The 26,213-nt window shown below is 65.7% G+C and carries 32 protein-coding genes; 14 read left to right on the top strand and 18 right to left on the bottom strand.

The features are described from left to right. Positions 1–47: 47 nt before the first annotated feature. On the bottom strand, positions 48–878 hold the full coding sequence (locus AC1DSD_RS14705) for an EamA family transporter (protein ID WP_478031118.1): 831 nt from the start codon (positions 876–878) through the stop codon (positions 48–50). A 46-nt stretch (positions 879–924) separates the two neighbouring features. On the opposite strand from AC1DSD_RS14705, the gene AC1DSD_RS14710 reads away from it, so the two are divergent. The 3 genes from AC1DSD_RS14710 to AC1DSD_RS14720 all read left to right on the top strand — a co-directional run bounded on the left by AC1DSD_RS14710 (position 925) and on the right by AC1DSD_RS14720 (position 2,789). Then, positions 925–1,494 (top strand): sigma-70 family RNA polymerase sigma factor, encoded by a 570-nt coding sequence (locus tag AC1DSD_RS14710; RefSeq protein WP_478031120.1) that lies wholly within the window; start codon positions 925–927, stop codon positions 1,492–1,494. Further along, the gene (locus AC1DSD_RS14715; RefSeq protein WP_478031121.1) at positions 1,484–2,164 is read left to right on the top strand and encodes an anti-sigma factor; all 681 of its coding nucleotides are present in this window, start codon (positions 1,484–1,486) and stop codon (positions 2,162–2,164) included. The genes AC1DSD_RS14710 and AC1DSD_RS14715 overlap by 11 nt, the downstream gene beginning before the upstream one ends. A 73-nt stretch (positions 2,165–2,237) precedes the next feature. Further along, a complete protein-coding gene (locus tag AC1DSD_RS14720; RefSeq protein ID WP_478031123.1) occupies positions 2,238–2,789 on the top strand; it encodes a fasciclin domain-containing protein in 552 nt (183 codons plus the stop codon). A gap of 50 nt (positions 2,790–2,839) precedes the next feature. Here AC1DSD_RS14720 and AC1DSD_RS14725 read toward each other — a convergent pair whose 3' ends face one another. Beyond that, complete coding sequence (locus tag AC1DSD_RS14725) at positions 2,840–4,429, bottom strand: cisplatin damage response ATP-dependent DNA ligase (protein ID WP_478031125.1); 1,590 nt, start codon at positions 4,427–4,429, stop codon at positions 2,840–2,842. Positions 4,430–4,578: 149 nt separating this feature from the next. On the opposite strand from AC1DSD_RS14725, the gene AC1DSD_RS14730 reads away from it, so the two are divergent. Further along, on the top strand, positions 4,579–5,403 hold the full coding sequence (locus tag AC1DSD_RS14730; protein WP_478031127.1) for a metallophosphoesterase: 825 nt from the start codon (positions 4,579–4,581) through the stop codon (positions 5,401–5,403). A gap of 48 nt (positions 5,404–5,451) precedes the next feature. Here the strand turns inward: AC1DSD_RS14730 and AC1DSD_RS14735 are convergent, their stop codons facing one another. The 3 genes from AC1DSD_RS14735 to AC1DSD_RS14745 form a co-directional block, all read right to left on the bottom strand. After that, entirely contained in the window at positions 5,452–5,943 is a 492-nt protein-coding gene (locus tag AC1DSD_RS14735) for a Dps family protein (protein WP_478031129.1), read from the bottom strand. 100 nt (positions 5,944–6,043) lie between these two features. After that, complete coding sequence (locus AC1DSD_RS14740; RefSeq protein WP_478031130.1) at positions 6,044–6,589, bottom strand: TMEM165/GDT1 family protein; 546 nt, start codon at positions 6,587–6,589, stop codon at positions 6,044–6,046. A gap of 11 nt (positions 6,590–6,600) precedes the next feature. After that, positions 6,601–6,909 (bottom strand): hypothetical protein, encoded by a 309-nt coding sequence (locus tag AC1DSD_RS14745; protein ID WP_478031131.1) that lies wholly within the window; start codon positions 6,907–6,909, stop codon positions 6,601–6,603. A gap of 165 nt (positions 6,910–7,074) precedes the next feature. On the opposite strand from AC1DSD_RS14745, the gene rpmG reads away from it, so the two are divergent. Next, a complete protein-coding gene (rpmG, locus tag AC1DSD_RS14750; protein ID WP_066808222.1) occupies positions 7,075–7,242 on the top strand; it encodes a 50S ribosomal protein L33 in 168 nt (55 codons plus the stop codon). 264 nt (positions 7,243–7,506) lie between these two features. On the opposite strand, the gene AC1DSD_RS14755 is transcribed toward rpmG, so the two are convergent. Beyond that, complete coding sequence (locus AC1DSD_RS14755; protein ID WP_478031132.1) at positions 7,507–7,869, bottom strand: response regulator; 363 nt, start codon at positions 7,867–7,869, stop codon at positions 7,507–7,509. 28 nt (positions 7,870–7,897) lie between these two features. Between AC1DSD_RS14755 and AC1DSD_RS14760 the strand changes: the two genes are divergently transcribed. The 4 genes from AC1DSD_RS14760 to AC1DSD_RS14775 all read left to right on the top strand — a co-directional run bounded on the left by AC1DSD_RS14760 (position 7,898) and on the right by AC1DSD_RS14775 (position 10,533). Further along, positions 7,898–8,164 carry a DUF3572 domain-containing protein gene (locus tag AC1DSD_RS14760; RefSeq protein WP_478031134.1) on the top strand — a complete coding sequence of 89 codons (267 nt, stop codon included), beginning with the start codon at positions 7,898–7,900 and terminating at the stop codon, positions 8,162–8,164. Continuing rightward, positions 8,161–8,799: an HAD family hydrolase gene (locus AC1DSD_RS14765; RefSeq protein ID WP_478031136.1), complete on the top strand. Its 639-nt coding sequence runs from the start codon at positions 8,161–8,163 to the stop codon at positions 8,797–8,799. Before AC1DSD_RS14760 ends, AC1DSD_RS14765 begins: the two co-directional genes overlap by 4 nt. Continuing rightward, positions 8,796–9,263, top strand: coding sequence for a RidA family protein (locus AC1DSD_RS14770; RefSeq protein ID WP_066821255.1), 468 nt, complete (start codon positions 8,796–8,798; stop codon positions 9,261–9,263). Before AC1DSD_RS14765 ends, AC1DSD_RS14770 begins: the two co-directional genes overlap by 4 nt. 121 nt (positions 9,264–9,384) lie before the next feature. Next, the gene (locus AC1DSD_RS14775; RefSeq protein WP_478031137.1) at positions 9,385–10,533 is read left to right on the top strand and encodes a GNAT family N-acetyltransferase; all 1,149 of its coding nucleotides are present in this window, start codon (positions 9,385–9,387) and stop codon (positions 10,531–10,533) included. On the opposite strand, the gene AC1DSD_RS14780 is transcribed toward AC1DSD_RS14775, so the two are convergent. From AC1DSD_RS14780 to AC1DSD_RS14805, 6 genes are all read right to left on the bottom strand, one after another. Beyond that, positions 10,508–12,154: a hypothetical protein gene (locus AC1DSD_RS14780; protein ID WP_478031375.1), complete on the bottom strand. Its 1,647-nt coding sequence runs from the start codon at positions 12,152–12,154 to the stop codon at positions 10,508–10,510. The two genes, AC1DSD_RS14775 and AC1DSD_RS14780, sit on opposite strands and share 26 nt — an antisense overlap. A gap of 39 nt (positions 12,155–12,193) precedes the next feature. Continuing rightward, complete coding sequence (locus AC1DSD_RS14785; RefSeq protein WP_478031138.1) at positions 12,194–13,936, bottom strand: hypothetical protein; 1,743 nt, start codon at positions 13,934–13,936, stop codon at positions 12,194–12,196. Next, positions 13,933–14,337 (bottom strand): GtrA family protein, encoded by a 405-nt coding sequence (locus tag AC1DSD_RS14790; protein ID WP_478031140.1) that lies wholly within the window; start codon positions 14,335–14,337, stop codon positions 13,933–13,935. The genes AC1DSD_RS14785 and AC1DSD_RS14790 overlap by 4 nt, the downstream gene beginning before the upstream one ends. After that, positions 14,334–15,845, bottom strand: a complete 1,512-nt coding sequence (locus AC1DSD_RS14795; RefSeq protein WP_478031141.1) for an NAD(P)/FAD-dependent oxidoreductase — start codon at positions 15,843–15,845, stop codon at positions 14,334–14,336. The genes AC1DSD_RS14790 and AC1DSD_RS14795 overlap by 4 nt, the downstream gene beginning before the upstream one ends. A gap of 236 nt (positions 15,846–16,081) precedes the next feature. Continuing rightward, the gene (locus AC1DSD_RS14800) at positions 16,082–17,299 is read right to left on the bottom strand and encodes an argininosuccinate synthase (RefSeq protein WP_478031143.1); all 1,218 of its coding nucleotides are present in this window, start codon (positions 17,297–17,299) and stop codon (positions 16,082–16,084) included. A gap of 39 nt (positions 17,300–17,338) precedes the next feature. Then, positions 17,339–18,694: an MATE family efflux transporter gene (locus AC1DSD_RS14805; RefSeq protein WP_478031144.1), complete on the bottom strand. Its 1,356-nt coding sequence runs from the start codon at positions 18,692–18,694 to the stop codon at positions 17,339–17,341. A gap of 70 nt (positions 18,695–18,764) precedes the next feature. Here AC1DSD_RS14805 and AC1DSD_RS14810 point away from each other — a divergent pair, with 70 nt between their 5' ends. After that, positions 18,765–19,169, top strand: a complete 405-nt coding sequence (locus AC1DSD_RS14810; RefSeq protein WP_478031146.1) for a DUF1801 domain-containing protein — start codon at positions 18,765–18,767, stop codon at positions 19,167–19,169. On the opposite strand, the gene nrdR is transcribed toward AC1DSD_RS14810, so the two are convergent. From nrdR to AC1DSD_RS14840, 6 genes are read right to left on the bottom strand one after another with little or no spacing between them, the layout of a single operon-like run. Further along, positions 19,166–19,630, bottom strand: a complete 465-nt coding sequence (gene nrdR / locus AC1DSD_RS14815) for a transcriptional regulator NrdR (protein ID WP_478031148.1) — start codon at positions 19,628–19,630, stop codon at positions 19,166–19,168. The two genes, AC1DSD_RS14810 and nrdR, sit on opposite strands and share 4 nt — an antisense overlap. 6 nt (positions 19,631–19,636) lie before the next feature. After that, positions 19,637–19,849 carry a hypothetical protein gene (locus AC1DSD_RS14820; protein WP_066821230.1) on the bottom strand — a complete coding sequence of 71 codons (213 nt, stop codon included), beginning with the start codon at positions 19,847–19,849 and terminating at the stop codon, positions 19,637–19,639. Positions 19,850–19,857: 8 nt separating this feature from the next. Next, complete coding sequence (locus AC1DSD_RS14825) at positions 19,858–20,172, bottom strand: zinc ribbon domain-containing protein (protein ID WP_478031149.1); 315 nt, start codon at positions 20,170–20,172, stop codon at positions 19,858–19,860. Positions 20,173–20,175: 3 nt separating this feature from the next. Then, positions 20,176–21,489, bottom strand: coding sequence for a serine hydroxymethyltransferase (gene glyA / locus AC1DSD_RS14830; protein WP_478031151.1), 1,314 nt, complete (start codon positions 21,487–21,489; stop codon positions 20,176–20,178). A gap of 3 nt (positions 21,490–21,492) precedes the next feature. Further along, positions 21,493–21,948, bottom strand: coding sequence for a ribose 5-phosphate isomerase B (gene rpiB / locus AC1DSD_RS14835; RefSeq protein ID WP_478031152.1), 456 nt, complete (start codon positions 21,946–21,948; stop codon positions 21,493–21,495). A 59-nt stretch (positions 21,949–22,007) separates the two neighbouring features. Next, the gene (locus AC1DSD_RS14840; protein ID WP_478031153.1) at positions 22,008–22,835 is read right to left on the bottom strand and encodes a LytTR family DNA-binding domain-containing protein; all 828 of its coding nucleotides are present in this window, start codon (positions 22,833–22,835) and stop codon (positions 22,008–22,010) included. A gap of 38 nt (positions 22,836–22,873) precedes the next feature. Between AC1DSD_RS14840 and AC1DSD_RS14845 the strand changes: the two genes are divergently transcribed. The 4 genes from AC1DSD_RS14845 to AC1DSD_RS14860 all read left to right on the top strand — a co-directional run bounded on the left by AC1DSD_RS14845 (position 22,874) and on the right by AC1DSD_RS14860 (position 26,138). After that, the gene (locus AC1DSD_RS14845; protein ID WP_478031155.1) at positions 22,874–23,431 is read left to right on the top strand and encodes a DUF1579 domain-containing protein; all 558 of its coding nucleotides are present in this window, start codon (positions 22,874–22,876) and stop codon (positions 23,429–23,431) included. Positions 23,432–23,540: 109 nt separating this feature from the next. After that, positions 23,541–24,776 (top strand): BtaA family protein, encoded by a 1,236-nt coding sequence (locus tag AC1DSD_RS14850; protein WP_478031157.1) that lies wholly within the window; start codon positions 23,541–23,543, stop codon positions 24,774–24,776. A gap of 23 nt (positions 24,777–24,799) precedes the next feature. Continuing rightward, a complete protein-coding gene (locus AC1DSD_RS14855) occupies positions 24,800–25,411 on the top strand; it encodes a class I SAM-dependent methyltransferase (protein WP_478031158.1) in 612 nt (203 codons plus the stop codon). Then, on the top strand, positions 25,404–26,138 hold the full coding sequence (locus tag AC1DSD_RS14860) for an RNA methyltransferase (protein WP_478031160.1): 735 nt from the start codon (positions 25,404–25,406) through the stop codon (positions 26,136–26,138). The genes AC1DSD_RS14855 and AC1DSD_RS14860 overlap by 8 nt, the downstream gene beginning before the upstream one ends. Positions 26,139–26,213 lie beyond the last annotated feature (75 nt).

Below are 26,213 nucleotides of genomic sequence, written 5' to 3' on the forward strand. Positions count from 1 at the left end.
CCGGGCTTTTTCGTAACTAAATCCTCCCCGGGACGGGGAGGATTGAACTACCCCCGCAAGATCAGCCCTGCCCCAGCCAGAATCCCCAGCACCGCCACCGCACGCCCGACCGTCACCCGCTCCTTCAGAAACACGACAGCGATGATCAGCGCCGTCACCATCCCCGTCTCGCGCAACGCGGCGAGCGGCGCGGTCGGACCGATCGACAGTGCATAGAGCGCGAGGCCGTAGGTCAGGATCGACAGCGCACCGGCGATCGCGCCGGGCCGCCATTGCTGGCGCATCGACGCGAACAAGGTGCCGCGCGTCAGGATCGCGAAAAGGCCGACGATGACCAACCCCATCGTCACGAACATCCAGGCGATATAGCTGAACGGCGTCGGCGCCGCGCGCACGCCGGCGGCATCGATCACGGTATAGGCGGCGATGGTGAAACCGGTCAGCACTGCCCAGCCGAACCCGGCGCGGCTGAGGTGACGGCCGATCGCGAGCACGAACATCGACACGCCGATCAGCGCGATCCCGGCGACCGCCAGCGTCGAAACATGATCGCCGAGCAGCCCGAGCGTCACGCCCGCGGTGACCAGCGGTGCGGTACCGCGCAGCACGGGATAGGCCGAAGAGAAATCGCTGACCTGATACGCCCGGATCAGCGCGTAGAGATAGAGCGCATGGACCAGCGCCGTCGCCGCGAGCCACACCCAGGCGCCCTGCGGCAACGGCACGAGCAGCAAGGCAGGGAGCAGGATGATCGCCGCCGACCCGTCGGTCATCGCGCGCGACGCCATCTTGTCCTTGCCGCCCTTGACGATGGCATTGACCACCGCGTGGACAGATCCCGAAGCGATCATCAGCAGCGGCGCGAGCATGGCGGTCATCCTCGCCCTAATTGCGTGCGCCGCTGCCGACGTCTAGTCATGGGGCGTGCGCCCACCTACCGATCCCGCCGCCGCGCGCGCCCGCCTGACCGAGGCGTTGGTGCGTACCGGGCAGGAGGATCGCGCGGCGCTGCAGGACGTGTACCGGCTGACATCGGCGAAGCTTTTCGGAATTTGCCTGCGTATCTGTGGAGAGCGGAGCGCTGCCGAAGATGTATTGCACGAGGTTTATCTCACGATCTGGAAGCGCGCCGGCGCGTACGAGCCCGGCCGCGCGAGTCCGATTTCGTGGCTGGCGACGATCGCGCGCAACAAGGCGATCGACTGGGTGCGGGCAAGAGGCGCCCGGCCCTCGCATCCGGTCGAGGAGGCCGCGTTGGTAGCCGATCCGTCCCCCGATCAGCGCGAGATCGCCGAGCGCGACCAGGAGTCGCAACGGCTACACGATTGCCTCGACGCGCTCGACGAGCGCGCGCGCGACGCGATCCGCACGGCCTTTTTCGACGGCGTGACCTATGCCGAATTGGCCGAGCGCAAGAACGTGCCATTGGGCACGATGAAGAGCATCATGCGGCGCGGCCTGCTCCAGCTGAGGGGATGTGTCGATGACGCCTGACGCTCCCGATCCCGATATGACCGCCGCCGAACTCGCGCTCGGCCTGCTCGACGGCGAGGAGCGCGCCGCGGCGCTGCGCCGAGTGTTGGCCGATCCCCATTTCGCGCGCGAGGTCGAGCAATGGCGCCAGCGGCTGGCCGGCCTGTTCGACGATTATCCCGAGGTGGCGGCCCCCGACTCGGTTGCCGCACGGCTGGCCGCGCCCGAGCCGCTGCCCCAGGCACGGGCGACACCCGGCTTCCGTTGGCCGATAGCAGCGCTGGTCGGCGCGGTCGCAGCGATGTTTGCGCTGTTCGTCGTGCTGCAACCGACGTCGCAAGTGGCCGGCCCGCCGCACCACATGATGGTCGCCTCGTTGATGATGAGCGATAAATCGAGCGCGGTGCCGGCGATGGTCGACATGACCACCGGCGAGATGCGGATCGGCGAGGCCGGGATGGCGCCCCAGGGCAAGACCGCGCAGCTCTGGATGATCGGCGGCGACGGCGTGCCCAAGCCGATGGGAATGCTGGCCTCGACCGGACCGTCGCGCATGATGCTGCCGATGGAGAAGCGTCGCGGCCTGAAAGCCGGGATCATGCTGGCGGTGTCGATCGAACCACTGGGCGGGTCGCCGACTGGCCTGCCGACCGGACCGGTGGTGGCGAGCGGCAAGCTCTCGATCGCCTAGCTGCATCCAAGGGTGATCCCCAGCCGTACCTCTCGATGCACGCGCCAGAAGGCGTGCTTCAGGAGAGAGCGACATGAAGGTATTCCGGAAATTCGCGCTCGCGACCGCATTGGTCGCCGGCGCCACCGCGGGCGTCGCCGCGATGAAGAACCCGATGGTCGGCGGCGCGCCGATGTATTCGACCAAGACGATCGTCCAGAACGCCGTCAATTCGAAGGACCACACCACGTTGGTCGCCGCGGTCAAGGCCGCGGGGCTGGTCGACACCTTGTCGGGCAAGGGCCCGTTCACCGTCTTCGCCCCAACCAATGCCGCGTTCGCCAAGCTGCCCGCAGGCACCGTCGACACTCTGCTCAAGCCCGAGAATAAAGGCCAGCTGGCGTCCGTCCTGACCTATCACGTCGTGCCGGGCCGCATCACCGCGGCCGACATCGCGGCCAAGGCCAAGAAGAATGGCGGCGTCGCCAGCTATGCGACGGCCCAGGGCGGCATGCTCAAGTTCAAGAAGATGGGCGCCGGTTGGGCCGTGATGGACGACAAGGGTGACACCGGGATGATCACCATCGCCAATGTGATGCAATCGAACGGCGTGATCCACGTCATCGACACCGTCCTGCTGCCCTAATTCCTTCCGGGGCAGCGAGGGACCGGCGTCATTCCCCCGGCGCCGGTCTCTCACGTCACCAGCTTCCTGATCCCCGCGATCGTGTCCGCCTCCGCGGCCGGCTTGTCGGTGCGGATGCGGTGGATGCGGGGGAAGCGCATCGCGACGCCGGATTTGTGCCGTTTCGACTCGTGGATCGAATCGAACGCGACTTCGAGCACCAGGGTCTTCTCGACCTCGCGCACCGGGCCGAAACGGTTGACGGTGTGGTTGCGCACAAAGCTGTCGAGCCATTTCAGCTCGTCGTCGGTGATCCCCGAATAGGCTTTGCCGACGGGCAGCAACTCGCCCTCCTCGGTCCAGCAGCCGAACGTATAATCGCTGTAGAAGGACGAGCGCCGGCCATTGCCGCGCTGCGCGTACATCATCACGCAATCGGCGGTCAGCGGATCGCGTTTCCATTTGTACCACAAGCCGGTGCGGCGGCCGGCGACGTAGTCGGAATCGCGCCGCTTGAGCATCACGCCCTCGATCGCGGCATCGCGCGCGCCGGCGCGGAGTTCCTCGAGCGCGGCGAAATCCTTCGCTTCGATCAGGACGCTGATGTCGAACCGGCCGGAATCGAGCCGGCCGGCGAAGCTCTCGAGCCGCGCGCGCCGGTCGGTCCAGGCGAGCGCACGCAGATCCTCGCCGCCATCGAACAAGATGTCGTAGAGGCGGACGAAGGCTGGATAATCGTCGAGCATCTTTGCCGACACGGTCTTGCGTCCCAGCCGCTGTTGCAGCGCATTGAAGCTGGCGGCACCCGCGCCGCCCTCAAGCGCGCTGCCCTGCGCTTCGCCCTTCACCATCAATTCGCCGTCGAGCACGCCCGGCGAGCGGAACGCCGCGGCGATGTCGGGAAAGCTCCCGGTAATGTCGTCGCCCGCACGGCTGTAGAGCCTCGTCGTGCCGCCGACATGGACGAGCTGGACGCGGATGCCATCCCATTTCCATTCGGCGGCATAATCGGCGAGATCGACCGTTCCGTCCTCGAGCGGATGCGCGAGCATGAAGGGGCGAAACACGGGTACGTCGGCGGCGGTCGGCTGGGGCCCGCGGCCTTCGACCCAGTCGAACAATTCGGCATAAGGCGGGCGAATCGCGTGCCAGACTTCCTCGACACCTTCGACCGCGACGCCGAAAGCCTGCGCCAAGGCGGTCTTGGCGAGGCGTGCTGAGACGCCGATGCGGAGCGCACCGGTCGCCATCTTAAGCAGCGCGAATCGCTCCTCCGCATTCATCCGGTCGAGCATCGCGGCGAGTGCAGCGGGTGCGTCCGAGCGCGACAGCGAATTGAGCGTGTCGACCACTTGCCCGACCGACAGCGGCTCGCCGCTGCCGTCATCGGCACCGGGCCACAGCAAGGCGATCGTCTCCGCGGTATCGCCGACATAATCGCGGCTCATGCGGAACAGCACCGGGTCGACACGCTCCTCGATCAGCGCGCGGATCACTGCCGGCTTGATTGCGGGAAGGTCGAGATCGCCGGTCAGCGCCGCAATCGCCCAACCACGATCGGGATCGGGGGTCGCCTTGAGATAATCGCCGATCAGCTTGAGCTTGGCGTTGCGCGACCGCGTGTAGATCAGCGAATCGAGGAGCTGCGCGAAAGCATGCATGTCGCGACCAACATGGCGCTCGCGTAACGGTTCCACCAGAGGCGTTGGCGAAGGCGAGCATGATCGTGCATGTCCAAAATTCCTCCCCGGCACGGGGAGGAATTTCCAGACCATTGCTCGCCGCCCGCGCACCCCTTACGCCCTCGACCATGCGCAAGCTGCTGAAGGTTCTGCTGATCCTGCTGCTGATCGTGGCGGGATTCTATCTCTATGCGCGCGCCGAAGCGCGGTGGGACCCCGTAGTGCGCACCGCCACGATCAAGCTGCCGCGCTGGCCCAAGGGAATAAAGCCGGTTCGCGCCGTCCTGATCAGCGACGTGCATATCGGCAGTCACGCGATGGACGAAGCGCGCCTCAGCCGCATCGTCGACCAGATCGACGCGCTCAATCCCGATATCGTGCTGATGGCGGGCGACTTCATCTATGGCCACGATCCACATGGCGGGAGGAAGCTCGGGCCCGGGTTAGTGGCGCCGTTCAAGAAACTGCATCCGCCGCTCGGCGTCGTCGCGGTGCTCGGCAATCACGATCATTGGACCGGAGCCGACGACGTCACCAGCGCGTTGGCCCAGGCGCGGATCACCGTTCTCGTCAACGACGTCACAGCGCGCGGGCCAATTGCGATTGGAGGGATCGACGATGATTTTTCCCACCATGCCAATATCGCCGCGACGATGGCCAAGCTGCGCCCGTTCGAGGGAGCACGCATCATCCTGACGCATTCTCCCGACATCGCGCCGCGATTGCCGGGGGACGTGCATCTGCTGCTCGCGGGACACACGCATTGCGGACAAGGCGTGCTGCCCTTTTACGGCCCGGTTGCAAGCGTATCCCGTCTCGGGGACCGGTATCGCTGCGGGCTGGTGCTCGATCCGGGGCGTGCCGTGATCGTGACCGGAGGATTAGGCACGAGCGGCCCGCCGCTCCGGTTCGGCGCGCCGCCCGATCTGTGGTTGATCACGATCGAGGGCTGACGCTTATCCGTCCGCTAACTCGCGCAAGAACAGGCATCAGCCTCCATATCACGCCTTCCGCCCAGCCTCGAACAGGAACCAGGCGCGGCGTTCGGCCTGGTCCGTCCAGTCGTCGATCATCGCGCTGGTGGCATTGTCCCTGGCGTTGTCGGCGATGTCCTTGGCCTCGCGCAGGCTCTCGACCAGCTTGAGGTTATCGTCGCGCAATTCCTTGAGCATGTCGTCGGGCGCGACGAAATCCTTGTCGTTGTCCTTGAGCGTCTGGTGCCGGGCGATGTCGCCGATCGAGCGCAGGGTGACGTTGCCGGTCTTGCGGACGCGCTCGGCGATATCGTCGGTCGAGGCGAAGATTTCCGCCGCCTGTTCGTCGAGCATCAGATGATAGTCGCGAAAATGCGGGCCCGAGACATGCCAGTGGAAGTTCTTGGTCTTGAGGTAGAGCGCGAACGAATCGGCCAGGATCGTGTTGAGCGCGTCCTTCACGCTTTTCGCGGCGTTGGACGACAGATCGGTCGGCGTCTTGAGATCGGCGTTGGGCATGGTGTCTCCGTTGAACGAAAGAGTCGTTGCGACAACGGATCAATATAGGATTGGCTCCGCCCCTTGCCGCACGAAAATGCCGGGCAGAGTGATCGACGCGCTAGATCAGCCGCAGCGCCGAGAATGCCAACCAGAACCCCGCGACTGCGAGCAATCCGCCCAGGATTATGCCGATCGCGCGGTGCGGCAAGGTGCGCCAGATCAGGTCGCCGCCGATTGCCGCGAACCCGAGCACAACCGCACTGCCGATGAACCCGCCGATCCCGGCAAGCGCGGCGGTGCCGCTCATCGCCAGCGCGAGCGTGACGAATTCGCTGCGCCCGCTCCACCCGCCGACGATCAGCCGCGCGGCGACGGTCCAGAACGGATGACGCCCCTCGCCCGGCTCGATCGGCTTGCCCGGCCAAATCCCCCCGCTCGCCGCGGCGAGCAGGGCGAAGGCGACGAACAGCCGCTGCGGATTGGGCGTGAGATGCGGCGCGAGGAAGAAGCCCGCCACCGCGGCAATTGCGTGCGTGATCAGGATCGCGACCAGCGCACCGGCCAGCACCGCGCCGGCCTTGCGAGAGCGATCGGCGACACGCGCGACATAGGCCGCGGTTGGATCGGTCGCGCGAATCAGCAAGGCGGCAACCAGCGCCGCCATCAATGAATCCATTAGCCGCCCAGTCGCATCGCACCGGCGGCGAGGAAGACGTGGCCGGTCTGCGCGTCGGTCTGGCCGCAGCCGACCGCTTCGGTCAGCATCGCGATCCAGCCGCGCACGATCATCCCGCTTTCGCCGCGTCCCAGTGCCGATTCGAGCGCGTGCGCCACCGCCACAACGGGCAGCACGCCCGCCGCTTCGGCCACGCAACGGATTGAATCGACTTCGACGACGAGGTCGCGCGGACGCACATGCTGTGCCATCAGGTCGAGCCGCGCGATCCGCGCGGCGAGATCGTCATTACGAGCAGAAACCCCCATTTCCCTAACTCCCGCTTCGCTGGCTCGAGAGTGCTACCGATATGGTAAAGGGGGTGTTAAAGCCCCTTCCGCTTGACAATCCCCCTCGGCTGGGCCAATGGCCCGCCCCTGACAAGCGGCGGCGCGTCCGCCGCTTTTGTATTTCAACCAGCAGGAATTTGGGTCATGGCCAAGCCGACCACCGTCAAGATCAAGCTCGTCAGCTCGGCCGACACCGGCTTCTTCTACGTCACGAAGAAGAATCCGCGCACCCAGACCGAGAAGCTGTCGTTCCGCAAATACGATCCCGTCGTGCGCAAGCATGTCGAGTTCAAGGAAGCGAAGATCAAGTAACTCGCGCTAGCGCGAGTTACGCAGTCCCCGCGTCAGCGGGGACCCAGGCCGCAGGGGAAACCCTCGCGGCCTTTTTGCTTTTCCCTGGCCCGTCATCCCAACCGTCACCCCAGCGAAAGAGCGTCGGGTTGAGCATGCCCCGCATGCTCAAGGATCGTCCGGGGGGACGATCCGACCCGACGCTGGTCTCACGCGGATCGCGCCATCGCGAGAGATCCCAGCTTTCGCTGGGATGACGGATTTGGTGTCGATGACGGACTCGCGTCAAAGCAGCGCGTTCACTTCCTCGACGAATCGCGCGACCGAAATCGGTTTGGACACATAGGCGTCGGCACCGGCGGCGCGGATGCGGTCCTCGTCTTCGCGTCCGGCATAAGCGGTGACCGCCATGATCGGGATCTTGCCCAGATTCTCGTCAGCCTTGATCTGCAGGATGAGGTCATAGCCGCTGACATAGGGCAGCTGGATGTCCATCACGATGAGGTTGGGAACGAAGGCGCGCGCGCGGTCGACCGCCTCGCGCCCGTCGCGCACGGGTTCGGTCTCGAATTCGTGCGCGCGCAGCAAATCGCAGAACAGCTTCAGATTGAGTTCGTTGTCCTCGACAACCAGCACGCGCTTTGCCAACGGGGTCTCCTTGGACCACGACATAGCAATGAACCCCACCGACACCAACGACGCCCCGACCCTGGCATTGCACGCGCTGGCCTGGACGCTGGCCGATCCGGCGCGCGCGCGGCGGTTGCTCGACCTGACCGGACTCGACGCCGATGACCTGCGTGCGTCGGCGGCAAATCGCGGTACCCAGGCGGCAGTGCTGGGATTCCTCGAAGCGCACGAGCCTGACCTGGTCGCCTGCGCGGCCGAGCTCGGCATCAAACCCGAGGCGCTGGTCGCCGCCCGCCGGAGTCTGGAAGCATGACGCGCCCGCTGCTGATCTGCGATTGCGACGAAGTGCTGCTGCACATGGTGCGCCATTTCGGCACCTGGTTGCGCGAGCGCCACGACATCGCCTTCGCGCATGAAACGGGCAGTTTCATCGCCATGACCCATGCCGATGGTAGCCCAGTCGACCATCAGCGAATCTGGGCGATGCTCGACGAATTCTTCCCCGCCGAAATGGAGCGCCAGACCCTGGTCCCCGGTGCCGCCGAAGCGCTGGCGGCGCTGTCCGAGCGCGCCGACATCGTTATCCTGACCAATCTGGGCGACCATTGCCGCGACCATCGCATCGAGCAGCTGGCGCGGCACGGCATCCGCCACCGGGTCGAGACCAATCAGGGCGGCAAGGGTGGACCGGTCGCACGGCTGGTCGCGGAATATGGCAATCCGGTCACGGTTTTCGTCGATGATCTGGCGACGCACCACGAATCGGTTGCCAAGCACGCGCCCACAGTCCACCGGCTGCACCTAGTCGCCGAGCCCGCAATGGCACCGCAAGTGCCGCCCGCGGCGCACGCGCACGCACGAATCGACGACTGGGGGGCAGCGCGCGACTGGATCGCCCAGCGCTTCGCCGCCGACCAGCCGGCCATAACAGAAGGGATTTCCGCATGACCGACCGTATCGACCGCAAGCTGGAGGAAATGGGCCTGAGCCTGCCGTCGCCGGCCGCCCCAGTCGCCTCATACGTGCCGACGGTCGACGCCAACGGTCTGCTGCACATTTCGGGGCAGTTGCCGTTCAAGGACGGCAAGGTCGTCACCGGCCGATTGGGTGACGGGGTCGACAAGGTCGCAGGCCAGGAAGCCGCCGAATTGTGCGGACTGATGCTGGTCGCGCAGATCAAGGCGGCGCTGGGCGGCGACCTCAGCCGCGTCGAGCGCATCGTCAAGCTGGGCGTGTTCGTCAATTCGGCGCCCGATTTCACCGATCAGCCCGAAGTCGCCAATGGCGCATCGAACCTGATGGAAGCTCTGTTCGGTGAGGCCGGCAAGCACGCCCGCAGCGCGGTCGGCGTCGCGGCGCTGCCGCGCGGCGCGGCGGTCGAGGTCGACGCCGTCGTCAAGCTGGCCGACTGAACCAACTAAACGTCATGCCGGGCTTGTCCCGGCATCCACCCATCCGCATATTCCCAAGCATGCAGGATGAACGGCGGCGTGAATCCCGGCGCAATGTCGGGGTGACGGGGAAATGCGGCGCGTGAGCCGCCAGCCCGTCACCGCGCGCATCTCGGAAGGCGTGTCGCAAGTGGCGGCCGCCGACTGGGATGCCTGCGCCGGCACCGGCAATCCGTTCGTGCGCCACGATTTCCTCTCGATCCTCGAAGAATCGGGCAGCGTCGGGCGCGGTACCGGTTGGCAAGCGCTGCCGGTAATCGTCGACGGCGCCGACGGTCGGCCCGCCGCGATCGCGCCGGCCTATGCCAAGAGCCACAGCCAGGGCGAATATGTCTTCGACCATGGCTGGGCCGATGCCTGGGAGCGCGCCGGCGGCGATTATTATCCCAAGCTTCAAGTGGCGGCGCCGTTCACCCCGGTGCCAGGCCCGCGATTGCTGCTACGCGACGAGACGATGGCCACCGCGCTGATCGGCGCGATCGAGGCGCTGACCGATCAGAACGGGCTGAGCTCGGCGCATGCGACCTTTGTCGCGCCCGACCAACTGCCGCTATTCGAGGCGGCGGGCTGGCTGATCCGCGAGGGCACCCAATTCCATTGGCAGAATGACGGCTATGCGACGTTCGACGATTTCCTGGCAGCGCTCGCCAGCCGCAAGCGCAAGGCGATCCGCCAGGAGCGCGCCAAGGCGGTCGAGGGCCTGACCATCCGCCACGTCACCGGCGCCGAGCTGACCGAGGCGCATTGGGATGCGTTCTGGGCATTCTATCAGGACACCGGCAGCCGCAAATGGGGGCATCCCTATCTGACGCGGCCATTCTTCTCGTTGCTCGGCGAGCGGATGGCGGATGAGGTTCTGCTGATCCTGGCCGAACGCAACGGCCGCCCGATCGCGGGCGCGCTCAACCTGATCGGCGGCGATACGCTATATGGCCGCTATTGGGGATGCGTCGAGGACGTCCCCTTCCTCCATTTCGAACTCTGTTATTACCAGGCGATCGACGCTGCGATCGCGCGCGGGCTATCGACGGTCGAGGCAGGGGCGCAGGGCGAGCACAAATTGGCGCGCGGCTATGTTCCGGTGCCGACCTGGTCGGCGCATTACATTCCCGACCGCAACTTCCGTCGTGCGATCGCCGATTTCCTGGCGCGCGAACGCGCCGGCGTCGAGAGCGACCAGCAATATCTGGCCCAGCTCACGCCATTCAGAAGAGGGGAACCTTGCTCTTAGGCGGGAGCGGGAAGTCGCTCCTCTTGGCTTGCGGCGCCACCTCGACATGGTTGACCTTGAACACCACGCTGTCGCCGCTGCGCCAGATCGGGGTCAGGTCCTGCACGTATTTGGCGTGATAGGGCGGCGGCGTGATCAGCCACACATAATCGAATGCCGGGCGCGGGAAGAGCGCGAGGCTGCGGTCGATCGGTCGCCACCATTCGCGCGCGCATTGCCGTTCGGTGACGATTTCCGAGGGGTCGTGCGAGAAGTGCCCGGCAGCGACATATTTGGTCGTGAGCAATTGCGCGCCCGGCATCGACCATTGGTCGTTGGTATAGGCAGCGTTGCGTTCGAGCGCGAGCGCGGGGAGATGCTCGAGCCGGCTCATCAGCCATTCGTTGTTGCACGTCTTGCCGACGAAGCTGACCAGGCGCGCGCCGACCGGGATGTGATCGAGCGCCTTGAGCTCACGGTCGTAATTCTGGTCGAAGATGTAAAAGCTGACCGTCGTCGCGGTGGTACGGACCAGCACGAAGGCAAGGCCCAGCGCCGCGACCGTCGTCATCGTGCGTGGCGACACCATTTTTTTGGGCCGGATCGCGATCACCGCGATCGCCACCATGAACGGCGCCAGCCGCATATCGGCATAAGCCGAACCGAACACGATGCGCGGCAACAGCACGAAGACCGCGACCAGGAACAAGGTCGAGAGGCCGACGGCGCGCGAATATTCGAAATTGGGGTCGCGCACCGCCTTGTAAATGACGAGCCCGATCACCGCCACCGAGGCAATGTCGAACGCCATCCAGCGATCGCGCAACATCATCGTCAGCCAGCTGATCTTGGCCTGCCAGTTGAACCAGTCGCCGGTCTCCCCGGTCACGTGCTGGCCGTTGCGCCAGGCGATCATCAGCAGCATCGGCAAGCAGAGCGGCAGGCAGTGCAGCCCGGCACGGACGAATCCCATCGCCCAGCGCTTGGCGCCTTCGCGCGTGATCGGCCCGATCCGCGCCCCGACCTCGTTTTTTATGCGGTCATGCTCGCGCACCATTTCCGCCGAGAAGGCAAGCACGCCGAGCACACCCCAGCCGAAGGTGTGACAAACCCACAGGATACATGACAGCGGCACGAAGAGGATCGCGCGCAACCAGAACTTCTTGAGCCGCGCGAGGCGCAGCCACAGCGCAAACATCGGCAGCGCCCAGGCCATGGACAGCATGAAGTTCACGAAGCCGAATTGCAGCGGGTAGCAATAAGCGAGCGGCAACGCGAACAAGGCAGTGGGCGGGATGCGCCCATGGACTTCGCGCGCGATCCACAACAAGCCGATCACGATCAGCGGCGGGATCGACAATACGATCAGCTTGACCGACAGTTCGAGCCCGAAGATCGGGTGCATGATCTCGACCAGCAGATCGACGCCGAGATTGCCGATCAGCGACCATTGGAAATTGTACCAGTCGAGCAGCCAGGGATAATTCTGGAGATCGACCTGGACGCGATACCGGCCCATATGACCGGGCAGGTCGACCAGCGGCGGGATGTCGGGCCATAACAGCGGCACCATCGACAACAATGCCATCACCACCACGAAGGTGCGCGTCTGCCACCATTGAAGTTTGCCGCTGCCGTCCATCTTCGCGGCTTTAGGCATGGGCGGGGCCACGCCGCAAGATCAACGCACGCGCCAAACCTTTGCGGGCGAGCCGGGGAGCGGCATCGGTGTCAGCCAGGCAGGTATCCGGCCGGCGTCGAGACGTGCCAGGAACCCCGAGGGCGATTCGCTTTCATAGATCATGATCTCGGGCAGGCCGGGGCAGAACGCGACATAGTCGATTCGCCGCCTGAGGATGATGGCATGCGCCTGATCCTCGGTGCCGACAAATGCCGCGATCACGTCATGCATGGCGGTTGCGCCACGATGATGCCCACTCGCCACGGCGTCGTGCGGTGTGAGCAGCAGGATCGCCGGCGAAATATCGAGCGGCGCGAGCACGTTGCCGCGCGGCAAAGCGTGGAGCGCCCGCATGTCGCTGGCATCGAGGCACCCCATCGCCCGGTGCACCGTTGCGACTCGCGGATCGGGCGCCAACGCGGCCAACGACGTGTCGAAAACCGCGCCCGGCGCCGCCGCGGCGAAGATACCGAACGTCGCTGCGAGCCGCTTGGGCAGGCTGTCGATCGCCCGCGCCCGTAGGAGCAGCGGATGAAGCAGGCGTACCACCCCTGCGATCGCCAGCAGGTTGGCGACGCCGCCCGACCGCTGGACGAAGATCGCCGCCGCCGTCGCCGCCCCCAGCAGGAACAACAAGGTGATCCAACGTACACGCTCTTCGCCCGTGCTCGTCCTCACCGCCAGCACGGCCCCGGCCAGCCCGAGCAGCGGAAGGGCAATCGTGTTGACGATCGCGAACGGCGTCTGGTCCCATAACGGCAGGCCTTCGGCCACGTTCATGTACCAATAATGGTGGACCAGCGGATCGAGCTGGCCGAACGGACCCGCCGCGCATTGCGGCGCGAGCAAGGGAAGTGGGACGAGCGCTGCCACGCCGACGCCCGCCAGTCCGGCCAGACGACCGACTAGCGTCAGGATCGGCAGTGCGGTCAGCGCGATCGTGCCCACCGTCGCGACCATGAGCATCGCGAGATAGACTGGCGACACCGCGTCGCACGGCGACACCAACCAGGCGCTCGCCGGATGCGATACCAGGAAGATAAAGACGGCGCCGAGACTGGTGGCCGCTACCGTCGCCGTCAGCAGCGGGCGATTGGCCGGCATCACCGCCCATTTCAGCGAGACCAGCGCCAGGATCGCCGCGATCATCGGCAAGCCTTCGAGCGAGATCGACAGCCACACGGCGATCGTCGCTCCGGCCAGCAAACCCGCTTTCCTGGTGGGGGCGCCAACCAGCGCATAGGCCGCGAGAAGCGCGGTCGCCATTTGCCAGCCGTGATGGTCGATCCGCATCGGCCGAAGCTGGTGGAGGACTTCCACGCCGAGGGGGGTAATACACACCGCCATCAGCGCCGCACCGTCATTGGCGAGCAGCCGCCGCGCGAGTGCTGCTACCAACGCCATCACCACGCCGAGCGTCAGTAGCGGCACGACCACCAAGGCGACATGTTCGGCGGCAAGGTGGCCAAGCAGTGGCCGCAGCGTCACGATCACCGCCGCAATCGGCAAGTCGACCACGCGTGACCAGTGCATCGGCACGCCGGCGGGATCATTGAGACGATGCTGGGTCAGATCGAACCAGCTCTGCCCTGCCAGCCAGTCGCGGACCTGCAACAGCCGCATCTGGTCGTCGGGATCGGGAAAGCGCCAGGCGACGATGGCGCTCCAGGTGATGACGATGAGCAGGGCCGACGTGATCGCCCAGATCGCCGCGACCGACAGCCAAAAGCGCCGCCGAGTCATGCGAATACGATCTTCGCCCGCAATAGATACGTGGCCTGGAAGCTCGCCGCGACCGCGATCAGCTTGGCCAGCCGGGCGTCGAGCCCGAATTGGACCGCCAGGCTGACGATCGCAACGGTGATCAGCAGGCCGGCAAAGGCCGAGAGCAGGAACAGCGCCTGTTGCCGCGCGCGATCGATGCCGACGTCGCGCAACTCACCGGCGAACACCAGCCGGCTCGATATCAGCCAGTGCATCAGGATGCCGGCGCTGTAACTGAGCGCCGACAACAGCGCGATCGGCATGCCGCTGGCCTGGAGCACCAGGAACAGCGAGACATCGACGCCAAGCGCGACGACGCTCGCGGCGAGATAGCGCAAATAGGTCGCTCGCCACAGCAAGGCCATGACGCGATTCATCATGCCGCCGCCCCCAGGCGGGCAGGCACGAGGCGTTCGGACGCCAGTGCGGCGCGTTCGCCCTCATTGCCGCTCTCGTGATATTCGGCGTCCTCGTTGACCGCCCAGATATCGTAGAGGCGCTCGCCCGCCTGGATGTTTCGGACGGTGAGCATCGCGGTCATCATCGCGTGATCCTGATTGTTATAGCGATGCATGCCGTTGCGTCCGACCATATGGAGCGTCGGATAGCGCGCTTCGAGCTCGCCGCGCATTTCCTCGACATTGGTCCGGTAAGCGTCGTCATAGACCGGATAGGCCTTTTCCTGCCGCACGACGCGCCCGCCGACCACGGTGGCCGGATCCGCCAGCCCCAAAGTCGCGAGTTCCTTCGTCGCCAAGGCGACGAGGTCATCGTCCGAAGCCGACCACAGGCCATCGCCTTCGAAACAGAAATATTCGAGGCCGACACAGGCAAGCGCTTCGTCGGGCACCATTTCGGGGGACCAGCTGCGGAAATTCTGAACGCGGCCGACCTTCACGCGCGGGTCGTGAATATAGATCCAATTGTCGGGGAACAAATCGTCCGACCGAATCATCAGCGCCACCGTCAGGAAGTCGCGGTAATTGAGGTCGAGGGCATTGGGCAAAGTCGCCGGCAACGGATGGATCCGACCGGCCAGCTCGCGCATCGGCGCCGACGAGATGACATGGCCGGCATTGATCGTCAGCATCTCGTCGCCACGCCGCGCCGCGACACGCCAGCGCCCGGTCGCCTGGTCCTGGCTGATCTGATGCAGCGCGGTGCCCATCAGCACGCGATTGCCCCCGGCGAGCACCTTGTCGCGCGCGGCATCCCACATCATGCCCGGCCCTTGGCGCGGGTAGCGGAAGGTTTCGAGCAATGTCTTGACGGCCATGCCGTCGTTGCGCCGCTTGTTGAGCCCGAGCGACCGCTTGAGCCCGTCGATCACCGCGCCGCCCAGGCTCAATCCCTTGATGCGCTGCGCGGCCCAGTCCGCCGACATTTCGTCGCACGGCATTCCCCAGACCTTTTCGGTGTAGGTCTTGAAGAAGATCGAATAGAGTTTGTGGCCGAACTGGTTGACCACCCATTGCTCGAACGAGCGCGGGTTCTTGGTCGGAAACGCCTTGGCCTTGGCATAACTCAGCATGCACATTGCCGAGCGCCAGATGCCGAGATTCATCAGCGCCTCGAACCCGCGCAGGGGATAGCTGTAGAATTTGCCCTCATAATAGATGCGGCTCATCCGCGGGCGTTCGATGAAGTCGTCGGGCAGGATCTCGTTCCAGAGATCGACTACCTCTTTCGATTTCGAGAAGAAGCGATGGCCGCCGATATCGAACCGGAAGCCGTCATGCTCGACCGTGCGGCTGATCCCACCGACATAGACCGGATCCTTCTCGATCACCGTAACCGAATAGCCGAGCTTGGTGAGCTGGTACGCGGCAGTCAGGCCCGCCGGGCCGGCGCCGATGATCGCGACATCGACTGCCTGATCGTCCCGCATGTCTACTTTCCCCCCGAACCGCGATGGTCGAGAGGAGCCTTGGCGGCAAAATGGTTAACGCTCCCCTAAAACGCGCCTTGGGGATGAGCGGAATCGGACCATTCCTACTCGGCTGCACGAGCAGGCACCAATAGTCGTCATCCCAGCGCAAGCTGGGATCTCAAGCGAGGGCGCGATGCCGCACGAGACCCCAGCTTGCGCTGGGGTGACGATATGGGGCGATGACGGATGCTGGCTCAGCGATCCCGCCGCCCGAGCAACCGCAACCGCAGCGCGTTCAATTTGATGAACCCTGCCGCATCGCGCTGATCGTACGCGCCCTGATCGTCTTCGAAGGTCACGACCTTCTCGCTGTAGAGCGAATAAGGCGATTTGCGCCCGATCACATAGACCCCGCCCTTGTAGAGCTTGAGCCGCACCGTGCCGGTGACCTTTTCCTGGCTGTGGTCGATCGCCGCCTGGAGCATTTCGCGCTCGGGCGAGAACCAGAAGCCGTTATAGATCAGCTCAGCATAACGCGGCGCAAGCTCGTCCTTGAGGTGGGCAGCGCCGCGGTCGAGCGTCAGCTGCTCGATGCCGCGATGCGCGAGGTGATAGATCGTGCCGCCCGGCGTCTCGTACATGCCGCGCGATTTCATCCCGACGAAGCGGTTCTCGACCAGGTCGAGGCGGCCGATGCCATGGCGCTTGCCCAGCTCGTTGAGCTTGGTGAGGAGCGTCGCGGGGGACATGCCCTCGCCGTTCAACGCGACGCCGTCGCCGCGCTCGAAATCGATCGTGATGATCTCGGGCGTGTCGGGCGCATCCTCCGGATTGTCGGTGCGCGAATAGACGTAATCGGGCACTTCTTCCCACGGATCCTCGAGCACCTTGCCCTCGGACGAGGTGTGGAGGAGGTTGGCGTCGGTCGAGAACGGCGCCTCGCCGCGCTTGTCCTTGGCGACCGGAATCTGATGCTGTTCGGCGAATTCGATCAGCCGGGTGCGGCTGGTCAGGTCCCATTCGCGCCACGGCGCGATCACCTTGATGTCGGGGGCGAGCGCGTAATAGCCGAGCTCGAAGCGGACCTGGTCGTTGCCCTTGCCGGTGGCGCCGTGGCTGACCGCGTCGGCATTGACCAGCTTGGCGATCTCGATCTGGCGCTTGGCGATCAGCGGGCGCGCGATCGAGGTGCCGAGCAGATACAGGCCCTCATAGAGCGCGTTGGCGCGCATCACCGGAAAGACGTACTCCTTGACGAATTCCTCGCGCAGATCGTCGATGAAGATATGCTCTGGCTTGACCCCCGCCATCTCGGCCTTCTTGCGCGCCGGCTCGAGCTCCTCGCCCTGGCCGAGATCCGCGGTGAAGGTCACCACCTCGCATTGATAGGTCTGCTGGAGCCATTTGAGGATGACGCTGGTGTCGAGGCCGCCCGAGTAAGCAAGGACGACACGATTGATCTTTTCCGACATGGCGGCTCCGAACGCTGAATTGGGGAATCGCGAGCGCGTCTAAGTCCCGGGGGACGGTTCCGCAAGCGGCGGAGGCGTTCCGACGTCCTTGAGCAGCCCCGGCCACCACAAAGCGAGCGCGCCAGCGCGATAGACATAGCTCATGGTCAGTGCGATCCACACGCCGAGCGCTCCCCAGGGGCGCATCGCGAGATCGGTCGCGATGTACAAGCCCGTCGACAGGATCGCGGCGTTTCTCAACGCCTTGCCTCGCGTCGCGCCGATGAAGATGCCGTCGAGCAGCCAGGCTGGCGCGCCGATCAGCGGCAGCAGCGCGGCGAACGGGGCAAACGCCAGCGCGCGTTCCTGCACGTGCGGGTTGCTGGTCATCAGCTCGACCAGCCAGCGCCCGCCCAGGCCGATCGCCGCGACGAAGACGAAACCGCTGGCGAAGGAGAATTCGCCGGTCAGCCGGATCGCACGGAGGAAATCAATCCGCGACTTTGCCCCTATCGCCTGGCCGACACGCGATTCGGCGGTGAAGGCGAAGCCGTCGAGCACATAGGCCGCCAGGCCGACGAATTGCGACAGGACATGGTTGGCGCCGAGCTGGACCGGCCCCAGCCGGGCGCCGGCATTGGCGAACCAGCCGAACAGGATCAGCAAGGCGACGGTGCGGACCATGATGTCGGCATTGACCCCGAACAGCCGCTTGAGCGCGGCCGGCTCGAAGGCGCGCGCGGCTTCGCTGCGGATCGCGATGCGGCCGTCACGCCCGAGCACGACAGCGGCGATGCTGAAGCCGGTTGCCAGCGCGATCCACTCCGCGCTCGACGTGCCGAACCCGACGCCGCGCGCGCCCCAGCCGAAATGCCAGACGAAGATCAGGTCGAACGCGATGTTGGCGGCATTCATCACCACCTGGAGCAGGAGCGCCGCGCGCGTCCGCCCCAGTCCGAGCAGCCAGCCGTTGATGGCGAAGCCGGCGAGCGCGGCGGGTGCGCCGAACAGGCGAGCGGCAACGAACCCCTCCGCCACGCTGTCGAGCTCGCCCGAGCCCGCGAAGATACGAAAGGCGAGCGGGACGATCGCCGCCTGGAGCGCAAGCAGCACCGCACCGAGCCCGACGCCCAAAGCGATGCCGCGGATCAGGAGCGCGCGAACCTCGACCAAGTCCCTGGCGCCCTCAGCCTGCGCGGTCAGCCCGGTCATCCCCATCCGCAGGAAGCCGAAGGTCCAGAACAGGAAAGTGACGACGAAACTGCCGAGCGCGACCGCCGCCAGCGCCACCGCATCGCCGGTCCGGCCGATGATCGCGGTGTCGACCAGCCCGACCAGCGGCACCGTGATCTGCCCGATCATGATCGGCCAGGCCTGCGCTGCGATCGAGCGGCGAGTGATCGCGGAGGCGGTCATGGCAGGCCGCTTAAGCGAAGCACGGTCGGCGTGCTAGGCTGGGCGGACCGACTCGCTAGGGGTGCGATCGATGGCCGAGAACAAGACCAAGACGACGACGGTCGACCCGCACGCGTTCCTCGCCGCGGTCGAGAATCCGCAGCGGCGCGCCGACGGCCAGGCGCTCGCCACGATCATGACGCGCATCTCGGGCGAGCCGCCGGTGATGTGGGGGCCGTCGATCGTCGGGTTCGGTCTGCATCGCTACAAATATGACAGTGGGCGCGAGGGCGAGATCTGCACGATCGGCTTTTCGCCGCGCAAGGCGGCGCTGGTTCTCTACCTGAGCTGCGATCTCGACTCGAATCAGGCGCTGCTCGACCGGCTGGGCAAGCACGAACGCGGACGCGGCTGCCTCTACGTCAAGAAGCTGGCCGATGTGGATGCGGAAATACTCGAGGAAATGATCGCGGCCGCCTGGGCGGCACGCCCCTAAGGCTTAGCCCCGATCTCGCTCACTGACCCGGCGAATTCCTCGAAATCCTTCGCCTCGGTGAAGTCCTTATAGACGCTGGCGAAGCGGATATAGGCGACCGAATCGAGGCCCTTGAGCCCTTCCATCACCATCTGGCCGATCTGCTGCGCGGGGATTTCGGGGTCGCCCGTCGTCTCGAGCTGGCGCTGGATGCCCGACACCAGTTTCTCGATGCGCACGGGATCGATCGGGCGCTTGCGTGTCGCCACCGAGATCGAGCGCATCAATTTCTCGCGGTCGAACGGTTGGCGGCGATCGTCGCTCTTGAGCACCACCAGGTCGCGCAGCTGGATGCGCTCGAACGTGGTGAAGCGCGCCGCGCAGCCCTCGCATTGCCGCCGGCGGCGGATCGCCGCGCCGTCCTCGGTCGGGCGCGAATCCTTGACCTGGCTGTCTTCGTGGCCGCAAAAGGGGCAACGCAAGGTCGATCAGTCCTTCTTCGTGAGTCTGTCGAGCGCGGCGGCACCGGCGCCGATCACCGCGCCGCCGATCACGCCGATGCCCGCGACCGGCAGCGAGACGATCGCCCCCAGTACCGCACCGCGCTTCATCGCACCGCCGACGCCCGGTTCGGGCTCACCGGCGCGCGAGCGGTGAAGGGCGGCGCGGGCCGCCGCGAGCGTTTCGTCCGAAGAACTCATACGTCTCCTTATTTGGCGAATCGATTATACGCCATGATTCCGGCGCCGATCACCGCGCCCGTCACCATCGAGATCGGCAGCACGATCGCCGCCACCGCACCGACCGCCGCGGCACCCGCGATCTTCTGCGCGTCCTCATTCTTCATCAGATCGCGCGCGGTCTTTTCGGCCTCGGACGCGCTGTTCATCACGAACGCCTTGGCTTCTTCATAGGTGGTCGAACCGTCGCCGGTCGCGACGCCGCACGCCGGGCAGAATTTGGCGCCGTCGGGCAGTGCCGCGTCGCAATGCGTGCACATCCGCTTCAGATTGTCTTCGGTCATGTCTCAGCCTTCCGGATAAATCGGGAATCGGTGACATAGTGCATTAACACGGTCACGCACAGCCATTTCGACTTGAGCGTCGCCCTGCTCGCCATTTTTGGCCAGGCCATCGAGCACGTCGGCGACCATATTGCCGATCTCGCGGAACTCGGCGGGACCGAATCCGCGGGTGGTGCCGGCGGGCGATCCGACACGGATGCCGCTGGTCTTGACCGGGGGGAGCGGGTCGTTGGGGATGCCGTTCTTGTTGCAAGTGATGCCCGCACGCTCGAGCGCTTCGTCGGCGTCCTTGCCGGTCACGCCCAGCGGGGTGAGGTCGATCAGCGCGAGATGGGTGTCGGTGCCGCCCGAGACGACCGCCGCGCCGCGCTCGGCCAAGGTCGCCGCCAGTACCTTGGCATTCTCGATGATTGCCGCGGCATAGAGCTTGAAGTCGGGGCGCAGCGCTTCGCCGAACGCGACCGCCTTGGCGGCGATGACATGCATCAGCGGGCCGCCCTGCAGTCCGGGGAACACCGCCGAGTTGATCTTCTTGGCGATCGCCTCGTCATTGGTGAAGACGGCACCGCCGCGCGGGCCGCGCAAGGTCTTGTGCGTCGTCGTGGTGACGACATGGGCGTGGCCGAACGGGGTCGGGTGGACGCCGCCCGCGACCAGCCCGGCGAAATGGGCCATGTCGACCATGAAGATCGCGCCCACTTCATCGGCGATCGCGCGGAACCTGGCGAAGTCGATCTGGCGCGGATAGGCCGAGCCGCCGGCGATGATCAGCTTGGGTTTATGCTCCCGCGCCTTGGCCGCGACTTCGTCGAAATCGATCAAATGCGTCGTCGCGTCGACGCCATATTGTACCGCATTGAACCACTTGCCCGACATTGCCGCCTTGGCGCCGTGGGTCAGATGGCCGCCCGAATCGAGGCTGAGCCCCATGATCGTCTCGCCCGGCTTGACGAGAGCGAGCATCACCGCACCGTTCGCCTGCGCGCCCGAATGCGGCTGGACGTTGGCGAACTCGCAGCCGAACACTTCCTTGGCGCGATCGATCGCCAACTGCTCGACTTCGTCCGACGGGTGGCAGCCTTGATAGTAACGCTTGCCCGGATAGCCCTCCGCATACTTGTTGGTGAACACCGATCCCTGCGCCTCGAGCACTGCCTTGGAGACGATATTCTCCGACGCGATCAGCTCGATCTGGTTCTGCTCGCGGGCGAGTTCGTGGCGCACGCCGGCGAACACCGCGGGATCGGCCTCGGCCAGGCCGCGAGTGAAATAGCCGTCGGGCTGGACGTCGTGGAGCGTGCTGGGATTGGTGCTCATCGTTCAGGCTTTCGTTGGTTCTGCTGGCGTGGGATGGCCGAGCTTGTCGACCCGGTGCTGGTGGCGCCCCCCGGCAAAGGGCGTGGACAGAAAGGCTTCGAGGCAGGCTATCGCCATCGCCTCGCCGGTCAGCCGCGCGCCGATCGCGATCGCGTTGGCGTCGTTATGCTCGCGGGCAAGGGCGGCGGACAAAGGTTCGGAGACGAGCGCGCAGCGAACCTTGGGATTGCGATTGACCGCGATCGAGATGCCAATGCCGGATCCGCACAAGGCGACCCCGCGTTCGGCCGCACCACTGGCGACCGCCTCGGCGAGCTTGTAGCCGTAATCGGGATAATCGACGCTCGCGCCGTCGTGCGGACCCAGATCGTCGACTTCATGCCCGGCCGCACGCAACCATTCCGCAAGCGTCGCCTTGAGGGCGATGGCGGCATGATCGGACGCGATGGCGATGCGCATGAACTGGGCGCGGGTCCTTTGAGCTGTCGTGTGAGACGCCCTTACCGATCCGTCGCGGGTTACGCCACCCCGACTTTGGGTTTTATCTTCAGCCAGCCGCGCGCGCGGACCGCGGAAAGGTAGGTGTCGCTGACCGGCAGCCGCGTCCCGTGGACCAGCACCAGCCGCCAGGCGCGCCCGTCGCGCACCGCGCCGTCCATGCCCGCGGCGGCGATCCACGCGCCGCGATGAACCTGCTCGCCGTCGATCCCCGCCAGTTCGGCGCGTAGATCGGCGAACCGCGCCAGCACCAATAGAGTCCGTCCGTCGCCGAGATGGACGCGGCAGTAATGATCCTCGGCACGCAGGCCGTGCACCTCGGCGAGGTCGCGGACGCCCGCGCGAAACAGGATGCCGGTGTCGGCGGGAATGACAGCTTTCGCTGGGCCCGCCCGCCGCGCCAGGAACAAGGCGACGAATAAGGTGACGCTGATCGCCGCCGCCTCGATCCAGGTCCGCGCGGGATCGATGGCGGTACTGACCCCGAACAGGCGGAGCGCGAACGGGATTTCGAGCGGCAGCGGCAGGTTGATGGCCAAAGCCCCGAGCACCGCGGCTCGCCGCCAGTCCCGCGGGCGCCGCACCCGCCAGGCGAACCAGACGATCCATTTGGCGATGTTCCAGCCGATCAGCAGCGACCAGAAACCGAACCGCGCCGGATAGGCCATCGCGATCGTCCCGAACGCCCCGGTGATCGTCGCCAGAACGATCGCCGCGAGCCCGCTCGCCGTCAGCGGCACGAAACCCGGCAAAGCGACCACATGGTTCGCGAAATTGCGTGCGGCATTGGCGAAGCCGCGATTGCGCGGCCGTTGTCGTTTCGGCTGATCAGGGGAAAGCGTCGCCATCGCGGCCGACGCTGCCACGAAGCGACGCGGAGGACCATATGCGGCGGATTATCCTGGGGACGTTGGCTCTAATCATGACGGTACCGGCGAGCGCGCAGCAAGCCGATCCCGCCACGATCGCTGCGCAGAAGGACGCAGCGGGCAAATTCGCCTGGATGGACGGCACCTGGCGCGGCACCGCAACGACGCGCGGGCCGAGCGGCGAGCATAAAGTCACGCATACCGAGCGCATCGGCACCATGCTTGGGGGGAGCTTGAGGGTGATCGAGGGCCGGTCGTTCAATGCCGACGGGTCGATCGGCTTCAATGCCTTCGCAGTGATTTCGTACGAACCGACGAAGAAAGCTTACAATTTCCGCTCTTATGCGCTTGGTCATGCCGGCGACTTCGTCATCACGCCGACCGCCGACGGCTATGTCTGGGAGGTTCCTGCCGGCCCGGCGACGATCCGCTACACCGCGACGTTCAAGGACAAGGTGTGGACCGAGATCGGCGAGCGCGTCGTGACGGGTCAACCACCGGTGCAATTCTTCGAGATGCACCTGACCCGGGTCAGCGACACCAGCTGGCCCGATGGCGGGGCAATGACCCCGTGATCGCCTCGCCCCATCGCGAGTCCGGGGGGCGTCATCGAAACGTCACCGGATTGCCCTAGCGCGAAAAGGTCGCGCGCGGTAAGGCCGCGCACCCTCTGGGACACTTCATATGGCCACTGCCCTTGCTCCGCAAAAGAACCGCGCCGTCCAGGATGCGGTCCACCGCCACGACCATCTGACCAAGCAGGGCATTCTCGAACGCGCCTTCACCTTCGCCTTCCGCGGCCTGGTCTATGCGCAGATCTGGGAAGATCCCTCGGTCGATATGGAAGCGCTGGCGATCCAGCCCGACAATCACGTCGTGACGATCGCCTCGGGCGGGTGCAACGCGCTCAGCTATCTGACCGCCAATCCGCGCCGGATCACCGCGGTCGACCTCAACACCGCGCATATCGCGCTCAACAAATTGAAGCTCGCAGCAGCCCGCCATCTGCCCGATTACGATGCTTTCCACCGCTTCTTCGCCGAAGCCAACACCAAGGCGAACATCGCGGCGTACAAGAGCTATATCCGCCCGCATCTCGATGAGCCGACGCGGCATTATTGGGAAAGCCGCGACCTGATCGGACGCAGGCGGATCGGCGGGTTCGCCAAGGGGCTGTACAAGCGCGGACTGCTCGGCGGCTTCATCGGCGCGGCGCATATGCTGGCGCGGCTCCACGGGCTCGATCCCAAGGCGATCCTCAAGGCCAATACGATCGAGGAACAGCGCGAGATATTCGATCGCGAATATGCGCCGTTTTTCGACAAGGCGTTCGTGCGCTGGCTGACCGATCAGCCCGCCTCGCTGTTCGGCCTCGGCATCCCGCCCGCGCAATATGAAGCGCTGGCCGGCGACGCCAAGATGGCGACGGTGCTGCGCGAGCGGCTCGAGAAGCTCGCCTGCGACTTCGACCTCAAGGACAATTATTTCGCCTGGCAGGCGTTCGGCCGCGGTTATGGCGAAGGGCCGGAGGCGCCACTGCCGCCCTATCTCCAGGCCGACAATTACGCCGATGTCGTCGATCGGCTCGACCGGATGGAGATTCTCCATTCGAACTATAGCGAGTTCCTCAAGCGCCAACCCGATGCCTCGCTCGACCGCTATATCCTGCTCGATGCGCAGGACTGGATGACCGACGAGCAATTGACCGACCTCTGGACCGAGATCACCCGCACCGCGCGGCCGGGATCGCGCGTGCTGTTCCGTACCGCGGGCGAGCCGACCATCCTGCCGGGCCGCGTGCCCGACGCGGTGCTCGGGCGCTGGACCTATCGCGCCGAGGAATCGCTCGATTACACCCGACGCGATCGCTCTTCGATCTATGGCGGCGTGCATCTCTACGTGCTGGGGGACGCCGCCTGAGCGAGCAGCCGCATGCGGCGCAGATGGACGCGATCTATCGCTCCCAGCGCCACTTTTACGACCTCACCCGCAAATATTACTTGTTGGGACGTGACGCGCTGATCGAGGGCCTCGCGCCTCCGCCGGGCGGCAGCGTGCTCGAGGCGGGGTGCGGCACCGGGCGCAATCTGATCGTTGCCGCGCGGCGCTGGCCCGACGCGCATTATTACGGTGTCGATATCTCGGAGGCGATGCTCGAGACCGCGCGCGCCAATGTCGCCAAGGAGGGACTGAGCGATCGCATCGCTTTCGCGCTGGGCGATGCCACCGCGTTCGATGCGAAGGGCATGTTCGGCCGCGCCGAATTCGATCGCGTGTTCCAATCCTACACCCTGTCGATGATCCCCGACTGGACCGGCGCGATCCGCGAGGCGGCAAGCAAGCTCGCGCCCGGCGGGCGGCTCGACATCGTCGACTTCGGTCAGCAGGAGCGCCTGCCGCGCTGGTTCCGCGCGATGCTGTTCGCCTGGCTCGGCAAGTTCGACGTCAGCCCGCGCGCCGAGCTGTTCGAGGTGGTGGACAAGATCGGGCTGAACGCGCAACACCGCGCGCTCTATCGTGGCTATGCCTGGAGCGCGCGCCTCACTCGTGACTGAGCTTACCGACCTTCATCAGCCGATTATCGTCCTCGTCCGCCCCCAGCTTGGTGAGAATATCGGCAAGGCGGCGCGCGCCATGCTCAATTTCGGGCTGACCGAGATGCGGCTGGTGGCCCCGCGCGACGGCTGGCCCAATCCGCAGGCGGGGCCGGCGGCATCGGGCGCCGATGTGGTGCTCGAACGCGCGCGGGTGTTCGACAGCGTCGCCGATGCGGTCGCCGATTGCCCGCATGTCTATGCGACCACGGTGCGCAAACGCGGCGTCACCAAGCCTGTCATGACTCCCGAAACCGCGGCGCGCGAGATCCACGGCCAGCCCGGCCGCTCGGCGATCCTGTTCGGGCCCGAACGCTCCGGGCTGGAAACCGACGACGTCGCGGTCGCGCGGACGATCATCACCGTGCCGATCAATCCCGAGTTCGGCAGCCTCAATCTCGCCCAGGCGGTGATCCTGGTCGCGTACGAATGGTCGAAAAGCGTGTCGCTCGCGCAGCCGACCGACACCGACCTGCCGCTACCCGCGCCGCAGGAAGAGCTCGACGGCATGATCGGCCAGCTCGACGCGATGCTGGAGGGTGCCGGCTTCTATTTCCCGCCCGATCGCGTGCCGACGACGAAACGGACATTACGCACGCTGTTGACCAAGCCCGGTTGGTCGAGCCAGGAAGTGCGGACATTGCGCGGCGTCTTGTCGGCACTTGCCAATCCGCGTCAGCGAGGCTGACGTTTTTGACTTCCTTCGGCGCCAGGGAACCGATACAGCTTCGCGCCAAGTAAAGCCGCTCTCACTTCGGAGTTA

This window comes from Sphingomonas sp. P4_D12 (assembly GCF_056401895.1).

What these genes read in the sequence shown, in the direction of transcription:
- AC1DSD_RS14705 (WP_478031118.1), bottom strand. Translation starts at nt 878, where the DNA reads ATGACCGCCATGCTCGCGCCGCTGCTGATGATCGCTTCGGGATCTGTC.
- AC1DSD_RS14715 (WP_478031121.1), top strand. Translation starts at nt 1,484, where the DNA reads ATGACGCCTGACGCTCCCGATCCCGATATGACCGCCGCCGAACTCGCG.
- AC1DSD_RS14720 (WP_478031123.1), top strand. Translation starts at nt 2,238, where the DNA reads ATGAAGGTATTCCGGAAATTCGCGCTCGCGACCGCATTGGTCGCCGGC.
- AC1DSD_RS14725 (WP_478031125.1), bottom strand. Translation starts at nt 4,429, where the DNA reads ATGCATGCTTTCGCGCAGCTCCTCGATTCGCTGATCTACACGCGGTCG.
- AC1DSD_RS14730 (WP_478031127.1), top strand. Translation starts at nt 4,579, where the DNA reads ATGCGCAAGCTGCTGAAGGTTCTGCTGATCCTGCTGCTGATCGTGGCG.
- AC1DSD_RS14735 (WP_478031129.1), bottom strand. Translation starts at nt 5,943, where the DNA reads ATGCCCAACGCCGATCTCAAGACGCCGACCGATCTGTCGTCCAACGCC.
- AC1DSD_RS14740 (WP_478031130.1), bottom strand. Translation starts at nt 6,589, where the DNA reads ATGGCGGCGCTGGTTGCCGCCTTGCTGATTCGCGCGACCGATCCAACC.
- AC1DSD_RS14745 (WP_478031131.1), bottom strand. Translation starts at nt 6,909, where the DNA reads ATGGGGGTTTCTGCTCGTAATGACGATCTCGCCGCGCGGATCGCGCGG.
- rpmG (WP_066808222.1), top strand. Translation starts at nt 7,075, where the DNA reads ATGGCCAAGCCGACCACCGTCAAGATCAAGCTCGTCAGCTCGGCCGAC.
- AC1DSD_RS14760 (WP_478031134.1), top strand. Translation starts at nt 7,898, where the DNA reads ATGAACCCCACCGACACCAACGACGCCCCGACCCTGGCATTGCACGCG.
- AC1DSD_RS14765 (WP_478031136.1), top strand. Translation starts at nt 8,161, where the DNA reads ATGACGCGCCCGCTGCTGATCTGCGATTGCGACGAAGTGCTGCTGCAC.
- AC1DSD_RS14770 (WP_066821255.1), top strand. Translation starts at nt 8,796, where the DNA reads ATGACCGACCGTATCGACCGCAAGCTGGAGGAAATGGGCCTGAGCCTG.
- AC1DSD_RS14780 (WP_478031375.1), bottom strand. Translation starts at nt 12,154, where the DNA reads ATGGACGGCAGCGGCAAACTTCAATGGTGGCAGACGCGCACCTTCGTG.
- AC1DSD_RS14785 (WP_478031138.1), bottom strand. Translation starts at nt 13,936, where the DNA reads ATGACTCGGCGGCGCTTTTGGCTGTCGGTCGCGGCGATCTGGGCGATC.
- AC1DSD_RS14790 (WP_478031140.1), bottom strand. Translation starts at nt 14,337, where the DNA reads ATGATGAATCGCGTCATGGCCTTGCTGTGGCGAGCGACCTATTTGCGC.
- AC1DSD_RS14795 (WP_478031141.1), bottom strand. Translation starts at nt 15,845, where the DNA reads ATGCGGGACGATCAGGCAGTCGATGTCGCGATCATCGGCGCCGGCCCG.
- AC1DSD_RS14800 (WP_478031143.1), bottom strand. Translation starts at nt 17,299, where the DNA reads ATGTCGGAAAAGATCAATCGTGTCGTCCTTGCTTACTCGGGCGGCCTC.
- AC1DSD_RS14805 (WP_478031144.1), bottom strand. Translation starts at nt 18,694, where the DNA reads ATGACCGCCTCCGCGATCACTCGCCGCTCGATCGCAGCGCAGGCCTGG.
- AC1DSD_RS14810 (WP_478031146.1), top strand. Translation starts at nt 18,765, where the DNA reads ATGGCCGAGAACAAGACCAAGACGACGACGGTCGACCCGCACGCGTTC.
- AC1DSD_RS14820 (WP_066821230.1), bottom strand. Translation starts at nt 19,849, where the DNA reads ATGAGTTCTTCGGACGAAACGCTCGCGGCGGCCCGCGCCGCCCTTCAC.
- AC1DSD_RS14825 (WP_478031149.1), bottom strand. Translation starts at nt 20,172, where the DNA reads ATGACCGAAGACAATCTGAAGCGGATGTGCACGCATTGCGACGCGGCA.
- glyA (WP_478031151.1), bottom strand. Translation starts at nt 21,489, where the DNA reads ATGAGCACCAATCCCAGCACGCTCCACGACGTCCAGCCCGACGGCTAT.
- rpiB (WP_478031152.1), bottom strand. Translation starts at nt 21,948, where the DNA reads ATGCGCATCGCCATCGCGTCCGATCATGCCGCCATCGCCCTCAAGGCG.
- AC1DSD_RS14840 (WP_478031153.1), bottom strand. Translation starts at nt 22,835, where the DNA reads ATGGCGACGCTTTCCCCTGATCAGCCGAAACGACAACGGCCGCGCAAT.
- AC1DSD_RS14845 (WP_478031155.1), top strand. Translation starts at nt 22,874, where the DNA reads ATGCGGCGGATTATCCTGGGGACGTTGGCTCTAATCATGACGGTACCG.
- AC1DSD_RS14850 (WP_478031157.1), top strand. Translation starts at nt 23,541, where the DNA reads ATGGCCACTGCCCTTGCTCCGCAAAAGAACCGCGCCGTCCAGGATGCG.
- AC1DSD_RS14855 (WP_478031158.1), top strand. Translation starts at nt 24,800, where the DNA reads ATGGACGCGATCTATCGCTCCCAGCGCCACTTTTACGACCTCACCCGC.